Source organism: Ensifer sp. 38_S197, assembly GCF_056924495.1.
Window position 1 is genome coordinate 3,299,786 of record NZ_JBXOVZ010000002.1, and the last position, 17,684, is coordinate 3,317,469.

At 64.5% G+C, this 17,684-nt stretch carries 19 protein-coding genes and 1 pseudogene; 12 read left to right on the forward strand and 8 right to left on the reverse strand.

Annotated features, from left to right (window positions below; translation table 11 throughout):
• Nucleotides 1-3 precede the first annotated feature (3 nt).
• From arsB to AC1Z3V_RS29095, 3 genes and pseudogenes are all read right to left on the reverse strand, one after another.
• A pseudogene (arsB, locus tag AC1Z3V_RS29085) lies at nt 4-1,057 on the reverse strand (ACR3 family arsenite efflux transporter).
• Nucleotides 1,057-1,578 (reverse strand): arsenate reductase ArsC, encoded by a 522-nt coding sequence (locus tag AC1Z3V_RS29090; RefSeq protein ID WP_483503282.1) that lies wholly within the window; start codon nt 1,576-1,578, stop codon nt 1,057-1,059. The pseudogene arsB and the gene AC1Z3V_RS29090 overlap by 1 nt, the downstream one beginning before the upstream one ends.
• 105 nt (nt 1,579-1,683) lie before the next feature.
• Nucleotides 1,684-2,034, reverse strand: coding sequence for an ArsR/SmtB family transcription factor (locus tag AC1Z3V_RS29095; RefSeq protein ID WP_483503284.1), 351 nt, complete (start codon nt 2,032-2,034; stop codon nt 1,684-1,686).
• Between the two features lie 42 nt (nt 2,035-2,076).
• Here AC1Z3V_RS29095 and AC1Z3V_RS29100 point away from each other — a divergent pair, with 42 nt between their 5' ends.
• Nucleotides 2,077-2,598: a DUF6428 family protein gene (locus AC1Z3V_RS29100; RefSeq protein WP_483503286.1), complete on the forward strand. Its 522-nt coding sequence runs from the start codon at nt 2,077-2,079 to the stop codon at nt 2,596-2,598.
• A 31-nt stretch (nt 2,599-2,629) separates the two neighbouring features.
• On the opposite strand, the gene AC1Z3V_RS29105 is transcribed toward AC1Z3V_RS29100, so the two are convergent.
• Complete coding sequence (locus tag AC1Z3V_RS29105) at nt 2,630-4,366, reverse strand: adenylate/guanylate cyclase domain-containing protein (protein ID WP_483503288.1); 1,737 nt, start codon at nt 4,364-4,366, stop codon at nt 2,630-2,632.
• A gap of 155 nt (nt 4,367-4,521) precedes the next feature.
• Nucleotides 4,522-5,094: a histidine phosphatase family protein gene (locus tag AC1Z3V_RS29110; RefSeq protein ID WP_483503290.1), complete on the reverse strand. Its 573-nt coding sequence runs from the start codon at nt 5,092-5,094 to the stop codon at nt 4,522-4,524.
• Between the two features lie 205 nt (nt 5,095-5,299).
• Here AC1Z3V_RS29110 and AC1Z3V_RS29115 point away from each other — a divergent pair, with 205 nt between their 5' ends.
• The 3 genes from AC1Z3V_RS29115 to AC1Z3V_RS29125 all read left to right on the forward strand — a co-directional run bounded on the left by AC1Z3V_RS29115 (nt 5,300) and on the right by AC1Z3V_RS29125 (nt 7,789).
• Complete coding sequence (locus AC1Z3V_RS29115; RefSeq protein WP_483503292.1) at nt 5,300-6,238, forward strand: bifunctional helix-turn-helix transcriptional regulator/GNAT family N-acetyltransferase; 939 nt, start codon at nt 5,300-5,302, stop codon at nt 6,236-6,238.
• Between the two features lie 179 nt (nt 6,239-6,417).
• The gene (locus tag AC1Z3V_RS29120) at nt 6,418-7,404 is read left to right on the forward strand and encodes a sensor histidine kinase (RefSeq protein ID WP_483503294.1); all 987 of its coding nucleotides are present in this window, start codon (nt 6,418-6,420) and stop codon (nt 7,402-7,404) included.
• A gap of 28 nt (nt 7,405-7,432) precedes the next feature.
• Nucleotides 7,433-7,789: a response regulator gene (locus AC1Z3V_RS29125; RefSeq protein ID WP_483503296.1), complete on the forward strand. Its 357-nt coding sequence runs from the start codon at nt 7,433-7,435 to the stop codon at nt 7,787-7,789.
• A gap of 58 nt (nt 7,790-7,847) precedes the next feature.
• On the opposite strand, the gene AC1Z3V_RS29130 is transcribed toward AC1Z3V_RS29125, so the two are convergent.
• Both AC1Z3V_RS29130 and AC1Z3V_RS29135 read right to left on the reverse strand, forming a co-directional pair.
• Nucleotides 7,848-8,543, reverse strand: a complete 696-nt coding sequence (locus AC1Z3V_RS29130) for an SOS response-associated peptidase (protein ID WP_483503298.1) — start codon at nt 8,541-8,543, stop codon at nt 7,848-7,850.
• Nucleotides 8,544-8,729: 186 nt separating this feature from the next.
• Nucleotides 8,730-10,133: a DUF1254 domain-containing protein gene (locus AC1Z3V_RS29135; RefSeq protein ID WP_483504174.1), complete on the reverse strand. Its 1,404-nt coding sequence runs from the start codon at nt 10,131-10,133 to the stop codon at nt 8,730-8,732.
• A gap of 234 nt (nt 10,134-10,367) precedes the next feature.
• Between AC1Z3V_RS29135 and AC1Z3V_RS29140 the strand changes: the two genes are divergently transcribed.
• The 8 genes from AC1Z3V_RS29140 (at nt 10,368) to AC1Z3V_RS29175 (ending at nt 17,175) form a co-directional block, all read left to right on the forward strand.
• On the forward strand, nt 10,368-10,943 hold the full coding sequence (locus AC1Z3V_RS29140; protein ID WP_483503300.1) for a TetR/AcrR family transcriptional regulator: 576 nt from the start codon (nt 10,368-10,370) through the stop codon (nt 10,941-10,943).
• Nucleotides 10,940-11,929: a DMT family transporter gene (locus AC1Z3V_RS29145; RefSeq protein WP_483503302.1), complete on the forward strand. Its 990-nt coding sequence runs from the start codon at nt 10,940-10,942 to the stop codon at nt 11,927-11,929. Before AC1Z3V_RS29140 ends, AC1Z3V_RS29145 begins: the two co-directional genes overlap by 4 nt.
• Before the next feature lie 3 nt (nt 11,930-11,932).
• Nucleotides 11,933-12,856 (forward strand): DMT family transporter, encoded by a 924-nt coding sequence (locus tag AC1Z3V_RS29150; protein ID WP_483503303.1) that lies wholly within the window; start codon nt 11,933-11,935, stop codon nt 12,854-12,856.
• A gap of 287 nt (nt 12,857-13,143) precedes the next feature.
• Nucleotides 13,144-13,578: an Rrf2 family transcriptional regulator gene (locus AC1Z3V_RS29155; RefSeq protein WP_058322403.1), complete on the forward strand. Its 435-nt coding sequence runs from the start codon at nt 13,144-13,146 to the stop codon at nt 13,576-13,578.
• A 170-nt stretch (nt 13,579-13,748) separates the two neighbouring features.
• Entirely contained in the window at nt 13,749-14,633 is an 885-nt protein-coding gene (locus AC1Z3V_RS29160) for an NAD(P)/FAD-dependent oxidoreductase (RefSeq protein ID WP_483503305.1), read from the forward strand.
• Nucleotides 14,634-14,781: 148 nt separating this feature from the next.
• On the forward strand, nt 14,782-15,600 hold the full coding sequence (locus AC1Z3V_RS29165) for an arginase family protein (protein ID WP_483503307.1): 819 nt from the start codon (nt 14,782-14,784) through the stop codon (nt 15,598-15,600).
• Nucleotides 15,601-15,683: 83 nt separating this feature from the next.
• On the forward strand, nt 15,684-16,475 hold the full coding sequence (locus tag AC1Z3V_RS29170; RefSeq protein WP_483503309.1) for a DUF1194 domain-containing protein: 792 nt from the start codon (nt 15,684-15,686) through the stop codon (nt 16,473-16,475).
• 358 nt (nt 16,476-16,833) lie between these two features.
• Nucleotides 16,834-17,175 (forward strand): DUF6616 family protein, encoded by a 342-nt coding sequence (locus AC1Z3V_RS29175; RefSeq protein ID WP_429806878.1) that lies wholly within the window; start codon nt 16,834-16,836, stop codon nt 17,173-17,175.
• A gap of 37 nt (nt 17,176-17,212) precedes the next feature.
• On the opposite strand, the gene AC1Z3V_RS29180 is transcribed toward AC1Z3V_RS29175, so the two are convergent.
• Complete coding sequence (locus tag AC1Z3V_RS29180; RefSeq protein ID WP_483503311.1) at nt 17,213-17,644, reverse strand: N-acetyltransferase family protein; 432 nt, start codon at nt 17,642-17,644, stop codon at nt 17,213-17,215.
• Between the last annotated feature and the right edge of the window lie 40 nt (nt 17,645-17,684).

Sequence of the window (17,684 nt, forward strand, 5' to 3'; positions counted from 1 at the left end):
ATGTCACGCGCGCTCCGAAACGGAATTCCTTGCGACGGCCGGCGCTGCCTCGTACCAGCCCTTGGATCTGTTCACGATCCAGACGACCGAGAGCATCACCGGCACCTCGATGAGCACCCCGACAACGGTGGCGAGCGCTGCGCCGGACTGGAAGCCGAAAAGGCTGATGGCGGCGGCAACGGCAAGTTCGAAGAAGTTCGAAGCGCCGATGAGAGCCGAGGGACCGGCCACGCAATGTTTCTCGCCAGACAGGCGATTGAGCAGATAGGCGAGCCCCGAGTTGAAATAGACCTGCACGAGGATCGGCACCGCCAGAAGAGCAATGATCGTCGGCTGCGCGATGATCTGTTCGCCCTGAAACCCGAAGAGCAGCACCAGCGTTGCAAGCAGGGCGACCAATGAGGCCGGCTGAACCTTCGCCAGGAAGCGATCGAGCGCCGCGGACGAAGCGTTCGAGGCGTTTGCGAAGCACCTGCGCGATGATGACGGGAACGACAATGTAGAGGGCGACCGAAAGCACCAAAGTCGCCCATGGCACGGTGATCGCGGAGAGCCCGAGCAGAAGCCCGACGATGGGCGCGAAGGCGACGATCATGATCGCGTCGTTGAGCGCCACCTGGGAGAGCGTGAACAGCGGTTCGCCCTTCGTCAGGTTCGACCAGACGAAAACCATCGCCGTGCAGGGTGCTGCGGCCAGGATGATCAGGCCGGCAATGTAGGAATCGATCTGATCGGCCGGCAGCAGCGGCCGGAAAAGCCAGCCGATGAACAGCCAGCCAAGCAACGCCATCGAAAACGGCTTGACCGCCCAGTTGACGAGAAGCGTCACGCCGATGCCGCGCCAATGACGTCCGACATTGGAAAGCGACCGGAAATCGATCTTCACCAGCATGGGAATGATCATCAGCCAGATGAGGATGGCGACCGGTATGTTGACCTTGGCGATCTCGGCAGCGCCAATCGCCTGAAACACGCCGGGCATGAGGTGGCCGAGCGCTATGCCCGCCACGATGCAGATCGTGACCCAGAGGGTCAGGTATCGCTCGAACGCCGACATCACGAACCCCTCCGCCCGGTCGCGCCTTCCATGTCGCCGATCTCGCGCAGATGGCGCTCCAGCGCCATGCGGTCGATCGATGCCAGCGGCAGGTTGACGAATGCCGTGATGCGGTTCTTCAGGAACTTCGCGGCCTCAGCAAAGGCCCGCTGGATCTCGCCCTCGCTTCCTTCGACGGCGGCCGGATCCTCGATGCCCCAATGGGCCGTCATCGGATGACCGATCCACACCGGACAGGCCTCCCCGGCAGCGCTGTCGCAGACCGTGAAGATGAAATCCATCTGCGGGGCGCCGGCGCCGGAGAACATGTCCCAGCTCTTCGAGGACAATCCGCCCGTCGGATAACCGAGCGCTTCGAGCTCTTGGATCGCGTGCGGGTTCACCTGCCCCTTCGGCTGGCTGCCGGCAGAATAGGCGCGAAAGCGACCCTTCCCCTCCTTGTTGAGGATGGCTTCGCCGAGAATGGAGCGGGCGGAATTGCCCGTGCACAGGAAGAGCACGTTGTAGATGCGGTCAGACATGGCGGTTTATCCCGTTCATGCGAGGGGTCCAGGAGAACGAGGACCAGAGGGATGCGGACGGCGGGCGGAAGAACGACCGGACGGCAGCCTTGCTTCGCCGATCGGTCATGCCTTTGCTCCCGCCGGTGCACAGCACGACGCCGCGGCGACGGCGGGAGCGCAAATCTCGGGATGGCCGCCGCAGCAGTCCTCCATCAGGAAGCGGACCAGCCCGCCAAGCGCGTCATAGCCGGCCCGGTAGATGATCGAGCGGGATTCGCGTTGCTGCGTGATCAGGCCCGCCCTCTCCAGTTCCTTGAGATGAAAGGAAATATTGGAGGGCGAAACCTTCAGCCTTTCCGCCAGCGCGCCCGCCGCCATGCCGCCCGCGCCGGCGACGACGAGCAGGCGGACGATCTGAAGGCGGGTCTCCTGGGAAAGCGCTGCGAAGGCAGCGAGGGCTTGACGCTCATTCATATTTCAATAATCCTTGAATAGTTGAAATGAGGATTAGCCCAAATGAATGTTCCCGACAAGCCAAAAATCGGCGACCACGACCTCAGCCTCGCCGACTTCATCAGCGCGCTCGGGACCGCCCGGGATTTGCCGCTGGTGTTTCACTATGACGGCCATGCGGTGAGGTCCGGCTACCACGTCACGGAGGTCAAGGCCGGCCAGTTCTCGGCCCTCGATTGCGGCGCCAATCCGGAAGCCTGGTCCGAGATCTTCGTGCAGCTGTGGGACGTCGAGGAAGCCGGCCGAACGCATCTTTCCGCCGAAAAGTTCTCGGCCATCATCCGCAAGGTTTCTGAACACGTTCGCCTCGACGCCACCGCCCGCCTGACCTTCGAGGTCAGCGACGGCGTGCGCCCGATGCAGCTCTACTGCGCCGATGCGCCTGTATTAAAGGATGGCGGCATTCACGTCGCGCTGGAACCAAGACCGGCAAGCTGCAAGCCGCGAGACCGCTGGCTGGCCGAAGCTGCACCGGCTCAGGCCTGCTGCGGCCCCAGGGAGAACGCTGGCGGCTGCTGCCCCTAGAGCAAATCAGGGTCGATCGAGGCTCGTCGCCTCACCCCGCCCCCGCCTTCACCAGCCCCTCGCGCAGATGCTGCACATCGCTCTCCTGCGCATAGTGCAGCGTGGCGAGAAATGCCTCGATGCCGAAGCGCGGTGCCAGGGTGCGCACCTTCTCCATATGCGCGCCGGCCGCGATCGTGTCGCCGATCCAGCCGTAGCAGGCGGCGATGAAGGCGTGCTGGGTCTCGTCCATGCTGGAGAGATGCATGAAGGCCTCGATCGCCTCGCCATATTGGCGGGCGGCGAAATGGGCCTTGCCGAGGTGGCTCCAGAAGCGCTCCGGATGGTGCGGGTTGAGCCGCATCGCCTTCAGGATCCATTCCACCCCCTCCTCCGGCCGGCCGAGCCAGGTGAGAAGTTCGCCCTGCTGCACCACCACCAGGTCGTAGTTGGGGTTGAGGAAGAGCGCCCGCTCCTGGTGGTAGCGCGCCGTCGTCAGCGCGTTGTTGTTGACGTTGACGGCCGCGAGGATGCGGTGCACGTCGGCGTCGTTGTCGTCGAGCGCGAGAGCCCGTTCGAGCTCGGCGTTGACCTCAAGCCAGGTCGCTTCCTTGTCGGCGCACCAGCCATAGACCCAGGCCTGGCCGAGAATGCAGGCGCGCCAGGCGTGGGCGTGGGCATAGCCGGGGTCGAGCGCAACGGCACGGTCGATCAATAATTGCGCCTGTTTGTTGTCGTCGGCGCTGCTGCGGTGGTGCAGCACCTTGGCGGCGAGCGCGCATTCGTAGGCCGCCATGTTCGCGGGCTTCGTGCGGGCAAGCTGGTCGCGCTGGGCGGCCTCGAGGCGCCCGGGCACGGTGGCGGCGATCGCCGCCGTCACCTCGTCCTGAATGGCGAAGATGTCGTCGAGCTGCCGGTCGTATTTGTCGGCCCAGATATGGGCATCGCTCTGCGCGTCGATGAGCTGCACGGTCACGCGCACCCGCTCGCCGATCTTGCGGACGCTGCCTTCCACCAGGTATTGCGCCCCGAGGCTCGCCGCCACCTCGCGCACGTTCACCGACTGGTTCTTGTAGACGAAGGAAGAGTTGCGCGAGATGACGAAGAGCTCATGCCTTCGCGAAAGCTCGGTGATGATGTCCTCGGTCAGGCCGTCGGCGAAAAACTCCTGGTCCGGATCGCCGCTCATATTGTCGAAGGGCAGCACGACGATCGTCGGCTTGCAGACACCCTTTTTCGCCTCCGTATTGTCGGTCGCGGCCGGCAGCGCCGCACCTTCGATCCCGACGCGATAGAGGTGCACCGGGCGGCTGATGTTCTTCAGCATCTTCTCGCCGAGATCGTCGATCGGCAGCTCCAGCCGGTCGGCGACTTGCGTCGCCACCGCCGCGGTGACGCAGATGCCGCCGACCTCGGCCAGTTGCTCGGCCCGCGCGGCGATATTGACGCCGTCGCCGAAAATGTCGTCGTCCTCGAAGATGATGTCGCCGAGATTGATGCCGATGCGGAATTCGATCCGCCGGTCCTCCGGTACGTCGCTGTTGCGCCGCTTCATGCGCTGCTGGATCTCGACGGCGCATTTGACTGCATCGGTCACGCTCTGGAACTCGACCAGCAGCCCGTCGCCGGTGGTCTTGATCAGCCGGCCCTTGTTCTTGGCAATCGCGGGATCGATGAGCTCGATGCGGTGGGTTCGAAGCCGCGCAAGCGTGCCCGCTTCGTCGGCTTCCATCAGCCGACTATAGCCTGCCATATCGGCCGCCAGCACTGCGGCGAGTCTCTGCTCCATGGGCTTGCCATACGATGAAAAACGGCCGGTTCCGGACCAGGAGGTTCCCGATGCAATACTATCGCACGCCGATGGGATCGCCTACCTAAATTAGAGAACTCTGCCAAACCAAGAAATCTGGGACAAGCGAAATCGGGAGCGGCCCCGCGAGATGCTCAGCCGCTTACGAGACTGACTTCCCCATGGCAAAGGCGATAGAACCCGTCCTGGGGAACCGGCAGGTCCAACATTTCCCGCATCGATAGACCGGCATAGACGCCGCGCACCAATCGACCAAACAACCCATGGGAGATCGCAACAGTGGGCGTGTCTATATCCGCGATCCAGCTCCTGGCACGGGCGCACGCGGCATCGAAGCTTTCGCCATCCGGCGACCTGAAATACCAGTCGAAGGCGTCGGAACCATCAAGCATACCCGGAAACTCGTTTTCGATTTCGAACATCGTCAACCCATCCCAGGAGCCGATGGAGACCTCCATCAGCCGATCGTCTTCACGTCTCGCCAGCGGCAGCACCCGCTGCACGCGATCCGCGGTTTCCCGCGCCCTGCCCAAGGGACTGACATGCAGATCGACGACTTGCTCGGTCTCCCGGATTTCGCGGTGCAGGAGCCCCGCAACGAGATCTGCCTGCTCGATGCCGCGCTTCGTGAGGGGTGAATCTTTCTGGCCCTGGAAACGCCCCAGGGTATTCCAGACGGTCTCGCCATGGCGGAGGAGATAGATCAAGGCGCGCCTTCAAACGGAATACACGACGTAGTGCGCCGATCGTCAAACCCAATCCGCCGCTCGGAGAGGATGGCGTCACGTTGCGGCAGGCAAAGGTATCGCCCCGCCGGTTCGTGTCAACAGCCTCCTTAACTAGCGCGGCGCCACTGTCGCCCGCTTGACATTATTTGCCTAAGGCAACTAATTATATGCCCAAGACAATTTCATGAAGGCATTCGCCATGTCTCCGCAGCAGATCGACGACCGCGCCCTGACGGTGCGGCGCTTCAACCGCTTCTACACCCGCCTGATGGGCCTGCTGCATGAGCACCTGCTCGCCAGCGCCTTCTCGCTGACGGAGGTTCGCATTCTCTATGAGCTGGCGTACCGGCCGGCGCTGACGGCATCCGATCTCTGCCGCGAGCTCGGCCTCGACGCCGGTTATCTCAGCCGTGTCATCGCCGGCTTCGAGAAGAAGGGGCTGGTCGAAAAGACCCGCTCGCCGGCCGATGGCCGGGTCACGCAGCTCGAACTGACGGAAGCTGGGCGCGCGACGTTCCAACCCCTGGAGGATGCCTCCCAGCGCGAAGTCGTCGCCATGCTGGAAAAGCTCTCGGTGCCGGAACAGCGGCAACTGGTTTCAGCGATGGGCGAGATCGAGAGCCTGCTTCAGGAGGAGCGGGTGCCAAACTATATCCTGCGCGATCCGCAGCCGGGTGACATGGGCTGGGTCATCCATCGCCAGGGCGCGCTCTATGCCGAGGAATATGGCTGGAGCACCGAATTCGAGGCCCTGGTCGCCGAGATCGTCGTCAAATACATGCGCGACTACGACCCGGCATCCGACCGGTGCTGGATTGCCGAAAAGGACGGCAAGATCGTCGGCTCGGTGTTTCTGGTAAGGCACGACGAGACGACGGCAAAGCTCAGGCTTCTCTATGTCGAGCCGAGCGCGCGAGGCCTCGGCATCGGCCGCCGCCTGGTCGAGGAATGCATGCGCCACGCGCGCCTTCTGGGCTACAGGCGCATGGTGCTCTGGACCAATGCCGGCCTCGACGCCGCCCGCCACATCTACGACAAGGCCGGCTTCGCGCTGGTCGAGGAAGAACGGCACCACAGCTTCGGCAAGGACCTCACCGGCCAGATCTTCGCGCGCGATCTGTGACGCGCGAATAGCGCGGCCGCGCCTCCTCCTCCTGCATCAAAGTGCGACAGCATCCTTTGCGCGTCTTAAAAGACGCGCAAGGCGCGCTCACGCAGCCCCCTGCCCGGAACAAGAATATTTGCCTGCTCGTTATTGGCTTTAAAATATCTGCGGAGAAGATGAGCGACTGGGGAATATCAATGAACCTGGAAGATATCTACCGCCTGCTGCGAAACGACCATCTTGAAGCACAGGGCATCATCGACACCGTCCCCGACCCCCTGCTCTTGCTGGATCAGAACCTGTGCGTGCGGACCGCCAGCCGCGCCTTTTTCAAGACGTTCAAGGTCCGCCGCGACGAGACGATGGGCGAGCGCATCTACAACCTCGGCAACGGGCAATGGGACATTCCCGAGCTGCGCCGCCTGCTTGAAGAGGTGATCCCGAAGAGCAAGGCGGTGGTCGACTATGAGGTCGAGCACGATTTTCCGAGCATCGGGAACAGAACAATGCTCGTCAGTGCCCATCGGCTGTTTCATCCCGATGACAACAGCAGGTGCCTGCTGCTCTCGATCGTGGATGCGACCGACCGGCGCAGGCGCGAGGCCGAAAGGGACCTGCTCCTCGATGAACTCCGGCATCGCATGAAGAACCTGCTCGGCCTGGTGCAGGCGCTCGCTCGCCAGACGACGGCGACGGGTCGGTCCGGGGAGGAATATCGGGATGCGTTTCTCGGCCGGTTTGACGCGCTGGTGCGCGCCCATGACGCGGCCTACTCGGAAGCGCCTGATGCCGATCTGAAGGAATTGCTGGAGCGAACGCTGAAACCCTATTCCGAAGGCGGCACGGCGATTGTGATCGAGGAGGGTCAGACGGTGCCGCTGGAACCGAACCGGACCACGTCGCTGAGCCTGATCTTGCACGAACTCGCGACCAACGCCGTTAAATATGGCGCGCTGTCGACTGAAACGGGGACAATTCATGTCCGGTGGCAGATAGAGAAGGCGAGCGCCAGGCATCTGCGGCTGACGTGGCGAGAGAGCGGCGGCCCTTCGGTTACCCCGCCGGCCACGACCGGCTTCGGTACGCGGCTTATCGAGTTCGCTGTCCGGTACGATTTGGGAGGACGGGTGGAACTGAACTATGCCCCGACGGGTTTGGTGGTAGAGATCGTTACACCCCTGTGACCGGTCTCCGAACAACGAGACCGGTTTCATGCGCAAGACCGTGCTTCTTGTCGAAGACGAGTTCCTGATCGCGATGGACCTCAAGCTGCTGCTCGAACAGCGCGGCTGGCGCGTGGCAGGTCCGGCCGCGACGGTGAGAGAAGCGCTCGACCTGCTGCAGGACGAATTGCCGGCCGTCGCTGTTCTCGATCTTTGGCTGCCGGATGGAGCGGTGACACCGGTTGCGGAGGCGCTTCGGGCGCAGAATGTACCCTTCGTGATCGCCAGCGCCTATGACAATCCCGAAAGGCAGGGTGGCGAGATCCTGGCCGGGGCCTGCAATGTCGGCAAGCCGACCGACGCGCGCGATTTGCTGGTCGCCCTGGAAGAGGCGCTCCAATCCTGACGCAGAATCCAGAGCACGACGAAAAGTGCGAAGCGGTTAGCGGCCGGATTTGGTCGCTTCAGTCGACCGGATCGAGAATATCCGGCGTATCGTTCTTCGGCGAACCAACCTTGTTGCCGATCTTCCACATCGTCATCAGTTCAGGCGGAAACGGCTTCATCAGATCGGGCACGTCCGGCGCCGGCGAAAGCCAGCGCTCGTAGTCGGCCGGGTGCAGGATCACCGGCATGCGGTCGTGGATGTCGGTCACCATGGCGTTGGCATCCGTGGTGACGATCGCGAAGGTGCGGATGTCCTCGTCGGTCGCCGGGTCGCGCCAGCTCTCCCAGATGCCGGCAAGGCAGAAGGGCTCGCCCGACTTCATGGCGATGGCATAGGGCTGCTTGTCCTTGCCGGTACCGTGGATGTCCTTCCACTCGAAGAAGCCGTCGATCGGCACCAGGCAGCGGCGGCGCTGAAAGCTCGAACGAAACTTCGCCGCGATCGTGTCGCTCCTGACATTGACGAGCGGCCGCCCCGCCTTCGGATCCTTCGTCCAGCTCGGGATCAGCCCCCAGCGCGCCGAAACGAAGACCGGGCCGAAGAGATCGGGATCGCGGATCACGTCGCGGATGATGATCGGGTAGATCAGCGTCGGCGCGCCGTTATAGCGCGGGAACTGGTTGGCGAGCGTTTCGACGCCGCCGCGTTCCGCAAAGCCGAAGGCGCTGAGCAGTCCCTCAAGAGTGGTCTTCAGATAGACGCGTCCGCACATGATCGCTGCTCCCGCAATACGCGGCAATTGAACGGCCGCAGCCTCTTTGCGCATTCGACAGGCACCGGAGCTGCAGGCAAAAGGTATAGCCCGGTCGCTTCGGGTCAACAGCCGCAGCCCATCCCCTCGCCGGTTCCGGGCCTAGGCTCCTGGAAATCCGGCGCCCGGCGCTAGTCTCTCCGGGCGTCACTTCACCTTCTCGACGTCAGGCAGTTTCCACGTCTTGTCGAAGAGCGGCTTTTCCGGGCCGTAGAGCCGGAAGAGCAGTTCGAACTTGCCTTTGGGGTCCACCGGCACCCAGTTCGCCTCCTTGCCCTCAGGCGCCTTTGGTCCGAAATAGACATCGACGGAGCCGTCGGCGTTCTTGTGAACGCCCGATCCGGTCGAGGCAACGCTCGGCTTGTCCATGTTGCGGATCAGCGCATGCGTCTCGCGGTCGTAGGCCGTCACCGACCAGTATTGCTTGACCGGCGCATCCTTCGGCACGACGAGGCGATAATTGGCGCTGCCGTCGAAGGCATTGCCGTCCTTGTCCTTGTTGGCCATCAGGTAGAATTGCGCCGTGCCGAGCCGCTTGATGCCGGTGAAGCCGAGCGTGTAGGTCACGCCACGGGCGTCGACCGGATAGGTATTGGGATCGGAATAGGCACCCTGCGCTGCGGCCACCATTTCCGGCAGCCCGGCGGGGAACCAGCGGATGCCCTCGTTGATCACCGGGAAGCCGACTTCGTAGCGTGCGGAAAGCTCGGCCTTGGCTTCCGTCGCCGCCGCGTCGAGCAGTTTCTTCGTCTCGGCGTTTGGCTGGAAGGGCTTGCCCTTCTCGATCCCGAGCGTCTTCAAATGATCGATCATCAGCCGGTCGCGCTCGAGCCAGGGTTCGGTCTGCACGACGCGGTTGAGGTTGTCGAAGAAGCTGGCATCGTAGCGGATGGTGCTGTCGAACAGCACGTCATAGGCGTCGACGAAGGTCGTCGCCGGCGGGTTGCCGTCCGCAGACATCGGGTAGATCTTGATCGTCTTGCCATAGGCGACCGACTTCTCGATGTCGGCATCGGCATGGCTCTTCAAATTGGAGCGCAGCAGCGCAAAGCCGGTGAAGGTGTCCGAACGCAGCGCGATGAAGCCCTCCGGCACTTCGCCCATATAGTCCGGCGGCAGGATCAGGTATTTGCCGCCCTTGCCCTTGTCCGCCCCTTCCGGCCCGGCGTCCTCCAGCGGCATCTGCCAGGCGTTGACGATGTTGCCGGCGATCGATCCGCCCTCGGCCGGCGGGATCTCGATGACAACCGGCCCATCCTGCACGTTCCAGAAGGACATGAGATAGATCGAATCCGGGTTGGGCGTCAGCGTCTGGTTCTTCCAGTTGACCGGCCGCGACCAGTAGACGATCTCGTTGACCTTGGCCTTGGTCTTCGAAAGCGCCTCCTGCAGCATCAGGTCGGCGTTGACCGCCGGCATGCCCCAGATGACCGCTTCCGTTGCCCGGCGCTCGAAGGCGCGGCGCTGAAGGCTTTCCGGTGAAAGGTCCTGTGCGGATACGCTTGCCGTTCCGGCAAGAAGCGCAAGCGCTGTAAAGGCAGCCCGAAGCATCACGATCCTCACTTTCGGCAATGGCCGCTGGACCGCCAGACGCAATGCGACATGCCCAGCCAGCCGATGATGCGCTGCGAAGTAGACCCCCTCGCCCGTTCGGCGCGGAAGTACGTAACGGTTACATTAGAATACCGGGCCCGGCTTCGCCAATTCCACTGCGCAAACCAGGTGCTCCCTTGACTCCGGTTCAAAATAGGTAGATCGGTCTACCTAGCAACTTGGGAGACGCTCATGAGCGAGAAAGCGCCGGCGCGCGAGCGCCTGCTGAAGGCGGCCGCCGAACTGTTCTATCGCGATGGGGTCGGCGCCACCGGCATCGATGCGATCACGGCCCATGCGGGCGTCGCCAAGATGAGCCTCTACAACAACTTCGCGTCCAAGACCGACCTGGTGAACGCCTATATCGAGGCCCGCCACAGGGAATGGCAGGAACTTTACCGTGAGCGCCTGGCGCACGCCGCAACGCCGCGTGAACGCGTGCTGGCGATCTTCGACAGCTACGTCGACCACGCCGAGATGGCCTATAGCTGGGGCTTCCGCGGCTGCGGGCTGCTGAATGCCGCCGCCGAGCTTTCCGTCGGCGATCCCGCCCGCGCCATCGTCGCCACGCAGAAGGACGAGGTGGAAACGCTGTTCAAGCAATATCTCCGCGAAATGCGGCCCGATGCGGGACCGGCGATCGACGAGACCGCGGAGCATCTCTCCTTCCTGCTCGAAGGCGCCATGTCGCGCGCCGGGCTTGATGGCAACGACCTCAGGCTGAAGAGCGCGCGCAGGATCGCCATCTCGATCATGGACCAGCTATGACTTCCCACAATTCCGCTTCTTTCGTCGGCTTCGCCTGCGTGCTGGTGGCCTCTGCCCTCTGGGGCACGACCGGCACCACCGCCACCTTCGCTTCGGGTGTCAGCCCGCTCGGCATCGGCGCCGTCGCCATGGGCTTCGGCGGCCTGCTGCTGGCGCTGACGGCGCTGCATTCGATCGTCAAGAGCAGCAGCCGGATCGCGGCACAATGGCCGATGCTCCTGCTCGGCTCGCTCTCGGTCGCGATCTATCCGCTCGCCTTCTACTCTTCCATGCATCTCGCCGGCGTCGCCATCGGCACCGTCATCTCCATCGGCTCGGCACCGCTGGCTGCCTCGCTGATCGAGCGCATCTTCGACGGCCAGCGGCTGACGACACGATGGCTGCTGGGCGCTGCCGCAGGGCTTGCCGGCGCCGTGCTTCTGGTCTTCTCGGAAAGCCACGGCAGCGCTGGCCCGGCCGATGCGACGGCGGTCCTCTACGGCATTCTGCTCGGCCTCGTCTCCGGCCTGCTCTACGCGCTCTATTCCTGGGTGGCGCGCCGGCTGATGCAGGCCGGCATTCCGCCGCGCGCCGCCATGGGCTCGGTCTTCGGCATCGGCGGCACGGCTCTCCTGCCGGTCCTCGCCTTCACCGGCGCGCCGCTGCTCGCCTCCTGGACGAACATCGCCGTCGGCATCTACATGGCGCTGGTGCCGGTGCTCGTCGCCTACGTGCTCTTCGCCTATGGCCTCGCACGCGTCTCCACCACCATGGCCACGACGCTCTCGCTGCTCGAACCGGTCATCGCCGCCGTGCTCGCGGTCGCGATCGTCGGCGAGCGCCTGCCGGCCGAGGGCTGGGCCGGCATCGGCCTGATCGTCGGCTCGCTCTTCATCCTGACGGTGCGGATGCCCGGCCGGCGTCCCCCGCCGGGCGCAACACCCTCCAGGGGAGGCAAGACCGAGGCATCCTCCGTCCTCGCGACGCCATCGACGCAGGACGCCTGAAACATGGCCGACTGCGCGGCGCTGCCCGATCGCCGGGCAAACAGGCTCCTGGCCGTCCTCCTGCTGGTCCTCGTCGAGGCGGCGCTGGTGATCTCCTGGAGCGCCGGCTTCGTCGGCATCCGCTTTGCCATCGACCACGCGCCGATCTTCCTGATCCTGCTCTGGCGAAGCCTCGTCTCCGGACTGCTGCTGCTTCCCTTCGCGCTGACGATCGGGCCGAAGATCCGGCTGAAGGATGCGGCACCGCAGATCGTCTTCGGCGCGCTCGCCATGTCCGGCTATCTCGCCGGCTTCGCGCTTGCCATCTCCCATGGGGTGCCGACCGGTCTCGTGGCGCTGATCGCCGACATGCTGCCGCTGGCCGTCGCCATCCTCTCCTGGCCCGTTCTCGGTCAGGCCTTGACCGCCCGCCAATGGCTCGGCTCGTTCATCGGTCTTGCCGGCGTGCTGATCGCCTCCGGCTGGTCGGTCGAGCTCGGCGACGTCCCGCCCTGGGCCTACGGCCTGCCGGTTCTCGGCACCCTGTCGCTGGCGCTGGCGACGCTCCTGCAGAAGCGCAGTCCGGCGGGCGCCATGCCGGTGCACCAGAGCCTCTGCATCCAGTGCCTTTCGGCCGCTGCGATCTTCGCCCTCTTCGCCTGGCACGAGGGCAGCGTGTTGCCCGTTCTCGATCCGGGCTTCGTCGGTGGCATCCTCTGGCTGGTCTTCGTCGCCACCTTCGGCGCCTGGAGCCTCTATTACCTGGCGCTGAAAAAATCCTCACCCGCCCGCGTCACGGCAATCCTCTATTTGAGCCCGCCGGTGACGATGATCTGGGCATGGATCATGTTTTCCGAAGCGCTTTCCTGGAGCATGGCCGGCGGCCTCGTCGTCTCGCTGCTCGGCATCGTCATCGTCGCCAGGGCGCAGAAGCCGGGGCACGTTTAGGGAAGCCTCCACCGGACCCCGCCTCTGTGCTCGTCGCAGAGATCCAGCAGCCGCGCCTCGGCGCGGCGCAATAGGCGATCCCGGCGCGGGGTCTTCCCGGCTTTGCGGGAAGAAGTTCCTCGCGCCGCGGACGCGGCACGGCTGGCAACCGTGACAAGCGCAGGAATGAGGGCTGCGGAAATACCATACCGCGTGACTTGAAATCGCAAGCCGGGATTCGAAACCCATCCGCCCCTGCCCGCCACGCCCCCTTGCTTCGCGCGCGGATTCGTAATAATTGAAGTTACATGAAAAAAGACAGCCGCCTTTCCTCCGTCCTGCACGCGCTCCTGCACATGGCCGAGCGCGGCGAACCGCTGACCTCGGACGAGCTTGCGCTCTGCATGCGCACCAATCCGGTCGTCGTCCGCCGCACCATGGGCTTTCTCAGGGATGCCGGCATCGTTTCCTCCGCCCGCGGCCATGCCGGCGGCTGGGCGATCACCGCCGACCTCAAGACCGTGACGCTCCGGCAATTGCACGAGACGCTCGGCGAGCCCGCGATCTTTGCCATCGGCAACCGGCAGGAGATGCCGGAATGCCTGGTCGAACAGGCGGTCAACGCCGCCCTCGACACCGCCTTTGCCGAGGCCGAGGCGCTGCTGCTCGACCGCTTCGCCCATGTGACGCTCGCCGACCTTGCCGAGGATTTCGCACGGCGGCACCGGCTTCGATCGCAATGAAAGCAGCCGATCGACCCACGTCATGACGTGATCGATCCCGAAACATCCGCCCATCCCGGAGCCGCCTGAAACGCGGTTTTCCGGTCGGAATTCCATTGCCCAAAGCTCGGGTCGACACACTGGTTCAGAAAGCCGGTGGGCCGACCTGCGCTCAACCGAAAGGAAGATCCATGCAACAGGACGTCATCATCATCGGCGGCAGCTATGCCGGCATGGCCGCCGCCCTCCAGCTCCTGCGCGCCCGCCGGCGCGTGACTGTCATCGACGAGGGCATTCGCCGCAACCGTTTCGCCAGCCACTCCCACGGCTTCCTCGGCCAGGACGGCATCGCGCCCGGCGAGATCGCCGCCACCGCGCGGGCGCAGCTCTCCGCCTACCCGACGCTCACCTGGGTCGATGGCCGCGCCGAGAAAGCCAGCGGCAAGCAGGACGCCTTTGTCGTCACCACCAGCGACGGCGCGTCTTATGAAGGCCGGCGCCTGCTCTTCGCGACCGGCGTCAAGGACGGCCTGCCCGAGATCGACGGGCTCGCCGAGCGCTGGGGCAAGAGCGCCTTCCATTGCCCTTATTGCCACGGCTACGAGCTGAACGAGGGCGAGATCGCCGTCATTGCCGCAAGCCCGATGTCGATCCACCAGGCGCAGCTCATTCCCGAATGGGGCAAGGTCACCTTCTTCACCAATGGCGCCGTTACGCTTGATGCCGCGGCGCGCGCCGACCTCGCCCAACGCGGCGTCACCATCGACGAAACCCCGGTCGCCAGGCTCGAAGGCCATGCCGACGTGGTGCTGACCGATGGCCGCCGCCTGCCCTTCTCGGGCATCTTCGTCGCCACCCGCACCACGCCCGCAAGCGACATCGCCGAACGGCTCGACTGCGAAATCGAGGAAACACCGATGGGGCTGCAGATCCGGGCCACGGCCGCGAGGGAAACCACCATCCCCGGCGCCTATGCCTGCGGCGACGTCGGCCGCGTTCCCCACTCCGTCTCGCTCGCCGTCGGCGACGGCGCCTGGGCGGGCGCGCAACTGCACCGCTCGCTGGTTTTCGGATAGAGAGCAGCCAACGCAGGGGCGGTCCTGCGACGGCGTAAGGGAACGACCGAACGGCGCATCCGCGCTGCGGCGTTCGGCGTCCGGCCTTGTCAAATCAGCGGCCCCCGTGCTTTGCATCGTTCCGTCCGAACGCGAGTTGGAGTGATCGATGCCAATAGCCCTCACCTGCTTCCAGGGTCGCGCCGGCGACCACAACGACCTCGGGATTCCCGGCGCCAGGTCCATCGCGACCCATCTTGCACAAAAGCTCGGTCTCGATGCCGTCGTGATCGGAGATCCGGAACCGGCGCTGAATGGCCACTGGGCGGTCGAGCTCGAAGCCGCGATGCCGGCGCTGACGCGCATGCGGGATCGATTGGACACGGTTTACGCCGGGGGAGCCTTTTCCCTGGCGGCGACAAGCCGTTGCGCGGTCTCGCTGGCAACCCTGCCTGCCGTCGCGAAGCACCACAGGCAAGCCGTCATCGTCTGGTTCGACGCGCATGGCGACCTCAACACGCCTGACGTCAGCAGCACCGGCTATCTCGGCGGGTTGGCGCTTTCAGGGCCCTGTGGCCTCTGGCAGTCCGGCCTCGGCGACGGGCTCTCGATCGGCAATGTCGTCCTGGTCGGCCAGCGCGACCTCGATCCCTTCGAAACCGACCTCATCGCGGCCAAGCGCATTCCGCATATCCGCCCCGGCGCCGACCTTGCGCAAAGGCTGGCAGAGGCCGTCGTTGGCAGGCCCGTCTATATCCACCTCGACTGCGACGTGCTCAACCCCGGCATCGTCCCGACCGACTACCGGCATGACGACGGGCTGTCGCTCGATGATCTGCGCGCAGCCTGCGCGGTCCTTACAAGGAGCCAAGTGATCGGGCTGGAAATCGCCGAGTTCCAGAACGCCTGGTCGGAGGGCGGCGAGCCGGTGACGCCCGAACCGCTGATCGCGGCACTGGAACCGCTTCTGGACAAGCTCGGCCGCTGACGCCGGCAGCTGACGCTTCACATTGCCAACGGCCGCCTTGGGCGTAGCATGGTCCCCCTGTTTGCGCTCGGATCTCGGCGGCGATGAAACTGCGATCGGCTCTTATCGGCTGTATTTGCCTTCTCGGCGGCGACGCCTCCGCCGAGCCGCCGCTTCGCGTCGATCTCGAACTGGTGCTGGCCGTCGACGTCTCCTATTCGATGGAACTCGACGAGCAGCAGGTGCAGCGGCAGGGCTATGTCGCCGCCTTTCTGGAACCCGACCTGATCCAGGCGATCGAGAACGGCCCTCTTGGCCGCATCGCCGTCACCTATGTCGAATGGGGCGGCGCAGCGGTGCAGGTCACGCCCTGGACGCTGATCGACGGGCGGGCGACGGCGGCTGAGTTTGCCGAAGCGCTTCGCCAGCAGCCGATCCGGCGGATCGCCTTCACCTCGATCTCCAACACGCTGGCCTTCACGCGGCGGCTGTTCGATGTCAGCTCCTTCCAGGGCAGCCGCCGTGTCATCGATATTTCCGGCGACGGGCCGAACAATTCGGGCGTCCCGGCGCCGGTCGCCCGCAACTCCACCGTCGCCCGCGGCATCGTCATCGATGGCCTGCCGATCATGCTGAAGTCGCACCCGGATACCGCCTCGATCCCCGACCTCGACGCCTACTACCGCGAATGCGTCATCGGCGGCGACGGCGCCTTCCTCGTGAAAGTGTCTGATACGGGCGAGTTCGCCAGAGCCATCCTGCGCAAGCTCATCACCGAGATCTCCGGCCAGGAGGTAAGCCGCCTGTCGCCGGCGATGGTGCGCCAGGCCCAAAACGGCCAAGACTACAATTGCTTCATCGGCGAGGAAATGCAGGAACGGATGATCGGGCGGTAAACACGATCCTGTTGTCGTAGAGCCTCCTTCGTGCCACATCCCCACCCGTCGTCCTCGGGCTTGACCCGAGGGTCCATACCCACCCAGGGCGAACCATTCAGACCACAGCTCAGGGTGCTCGGGTCAAGCCCGGGCATGACGGTGGGTCAGTTGCGGTGAGTAGGGTGCGCCTGCCAAGGCAGGCGGCGCTGTGGTGCCATCTGCATAGTTGCAGGCGTGCCGCTCCAGCCGGCGACCGGGATCTCCATCCACAGCCAACAGGAAACAGCGTGTTGACTCTGAAATTCCAGCGGCATGAAACGGTTCACCGTCCGGAACGCCGCGACTTCAGACTGACAAACAGACACGAAAGCAGAATATGCCGCATTACCTGACCGAACTCTACAGCGCCAAACCGGCGTGGCTCGCCCTTTCCCGACAGGGGCGCCAGCAGTTCTTCACCGCGATCGGTTCCGCCATGCCCGCGCTCACGGCGCTCGGCGTGGAGCTGATCACCTTCGGCAAGGTCGACCAGTCCAAGCTGCATGCGGCCTCGCAGACCTTCTTCGCCGTGTGGCGCTGCCCGGATGCCACCGCACTGGAAGCCCTCGTTTCGGGGATCGCGCAATCGGGCTGGCACGAGTATTTCGATACGATCAACGCCGGCGGCAAAGGCACCGATCTCGCCGGTCACCTCGCCCAGCTCGGCGAAGCCGCATAGGGCTCGACCGTTTCCCCGCGCTGTCGCAGCGGTTCCCTCAAGCCTCGATCGGCTTGAGGCGGCTGAAGAAAACGATCTCCGGGTCGTTCTCGTCGAGATTGTCGATATAGCCGCTTGGCCGGAACCCGGCCCTGATGAAGAGCTCCTGCATGCGGCGGTTCGACATGTTCGTCGTACTGAAGAGTTTCGAGCCGGCGCATATCGATTGGAAATAGGCAATCAACGCAGCGCCAAGACCGCGGCGCCGATAGGCAGCACCGACCATCACGATCTCGATGAAGCCGTGGCCAAAGAACTGGTAGGTCAGCACGCCATAGGCCGCGAGCGCGCCATCGATTTCGACCAGGTGGCAACACCCTGTTTCGATCCAGTTGGCGATGTCGTCGCTGCGCTTCGGATCGTCGGCAGCAACGCTGTCGATCGCACAGAGCGCCGGATGGTCGTCCTTGACCGCAGGTCGAATTTGCATGGCCCAGCTTCCGCAGTTTCGCGAGAAGCTAGTACGACGC

Coding starts and splice junctions, on each gene's coding strand:
- AC1Z3V_RS29090 (WP_483503282.1), bottom strand. CDS start 1,578: ATGTCTGACCGCATCTACAACGTGCTCTTCCTGTGCACGGGCAATTCC.
- AC1Z3V_RS29115 (WP_483503292.1), top strand. CDS start 5,300: ATGAAGGCATTCGCCATGTCTCCGCAGCAGATCGACGACCGCGCCCTG.
- AC1Z3V_RS29145 (WP_483503302.1), top strand. CDS start 10,940: ATGACTTCCCACAATTCCGCTTCTTTCGTCGGCTTCGCCTGCGTGCTG.
- AC1Z3V_RS29125 (WP_483503296.1), top strand. CDS start 7,433: ATGCGCAAGACCGTGCTTCTTGTCGAAGACGAGTTCCTGATCGCGATG.
- AC1Z3V_RS29165 (WP_483503307.1), top strand. CDS start 14,782: ATGCCAATAGCCCTCACCTGCTTCCAGGGTCGCGCCGGCGACCACAAC.
- AC1Z3V_RS29180 (WP_483503311.1), bottom strand. CDS start 17,644: ATGCAAATTCGACCTGCGGTCAAGGACGACCATCCGGCGCTCTGTGCG.
- AC1Z3V_RS29105 (WP_483503288.1), bottom strand. CDS start 4,366: ATGGAGCAGAGACTCGCCGCAGTGCTGGCGGCCGATATGGCAGGCTAT.
- AC1Z3V_RS29155 (WP_058322403.1), top strand. CDS start 13,144: ATGAAAAAAGACAGCCGCCTTTCCTCCGTCCTGCACGCGCTCCTGCAC.
- AC1Z3V_RS29130 (WP_483503298.1), bottom strand. CDS start 8,543: ATGTGCGGACGCGTCTATCTGAAGACCACTCTTGAGGGACTGCTCAGC.
- AC1Z3V_RS29140 (WP_483503300.1), top strand. CDS start 10,368: ATGAGCGAGAAAGCGCCGGCGCGCGAGCGCCTGCTGAAGGCGGCCGCC.
- AC1Z3V_RS29120 (WP_483503294.1), top strand. CDS start 6,418: ATGAACCTGGAAGATATCTACCGCCTGCTGCGAAACGACCATCTTGAA.
- AC1Z3V_RS29175 (WP_429806878.1), top strand. CDS start 16,834: ATGCCGCATTACCTGACCGAACTCTACAGCGCCAAACCGGCGTGGCTC.
- AC1Z3V_RS29160 (WP_483503305.1), top strand. CDS start 13,749: ATGCAACAGGACGTCATCATCATCGGCGGCAGCTATGCCGGCATGGCC.
- AC1Z3V_RS29135 (WP_483504174.1), bottom strand. CDS start 10,133: ATGCTTCGGGCTGCCTTTACAGCGCTTGCGCTTCTTGCCGGAACGGCA.
- AC1Z3V_RS29095 (WP_483503284.1), bottom strand. CDS start 2,034: ATGAATGAGCGTCAAGCCCTCGCTGCCTTCGCAGCGCTTTCCCAGGAG.
- AC1Z3V_RS29100 (WP_483503286.1), top strand. CDS start 2,077: ATGAATGTTCCCGACAAGCCAAAAATCGGCGACCACGACCTCAGCCTC.
- AC1Z3V_RS29170 (WP_483503309.1), top strand. CDS start 15,684: ATGAAACTGCGATCGGCTCTTATCGGCTGTATTTGCCTTCTCGGCGGC.
- AC1Z3V_RS29150 (WP_483503303.1), top strand. CDS start 11,933: ATGGCCGACTGCGCGGCGCTGCCCGATCGCCGGGCAAACAGGCTCCTG.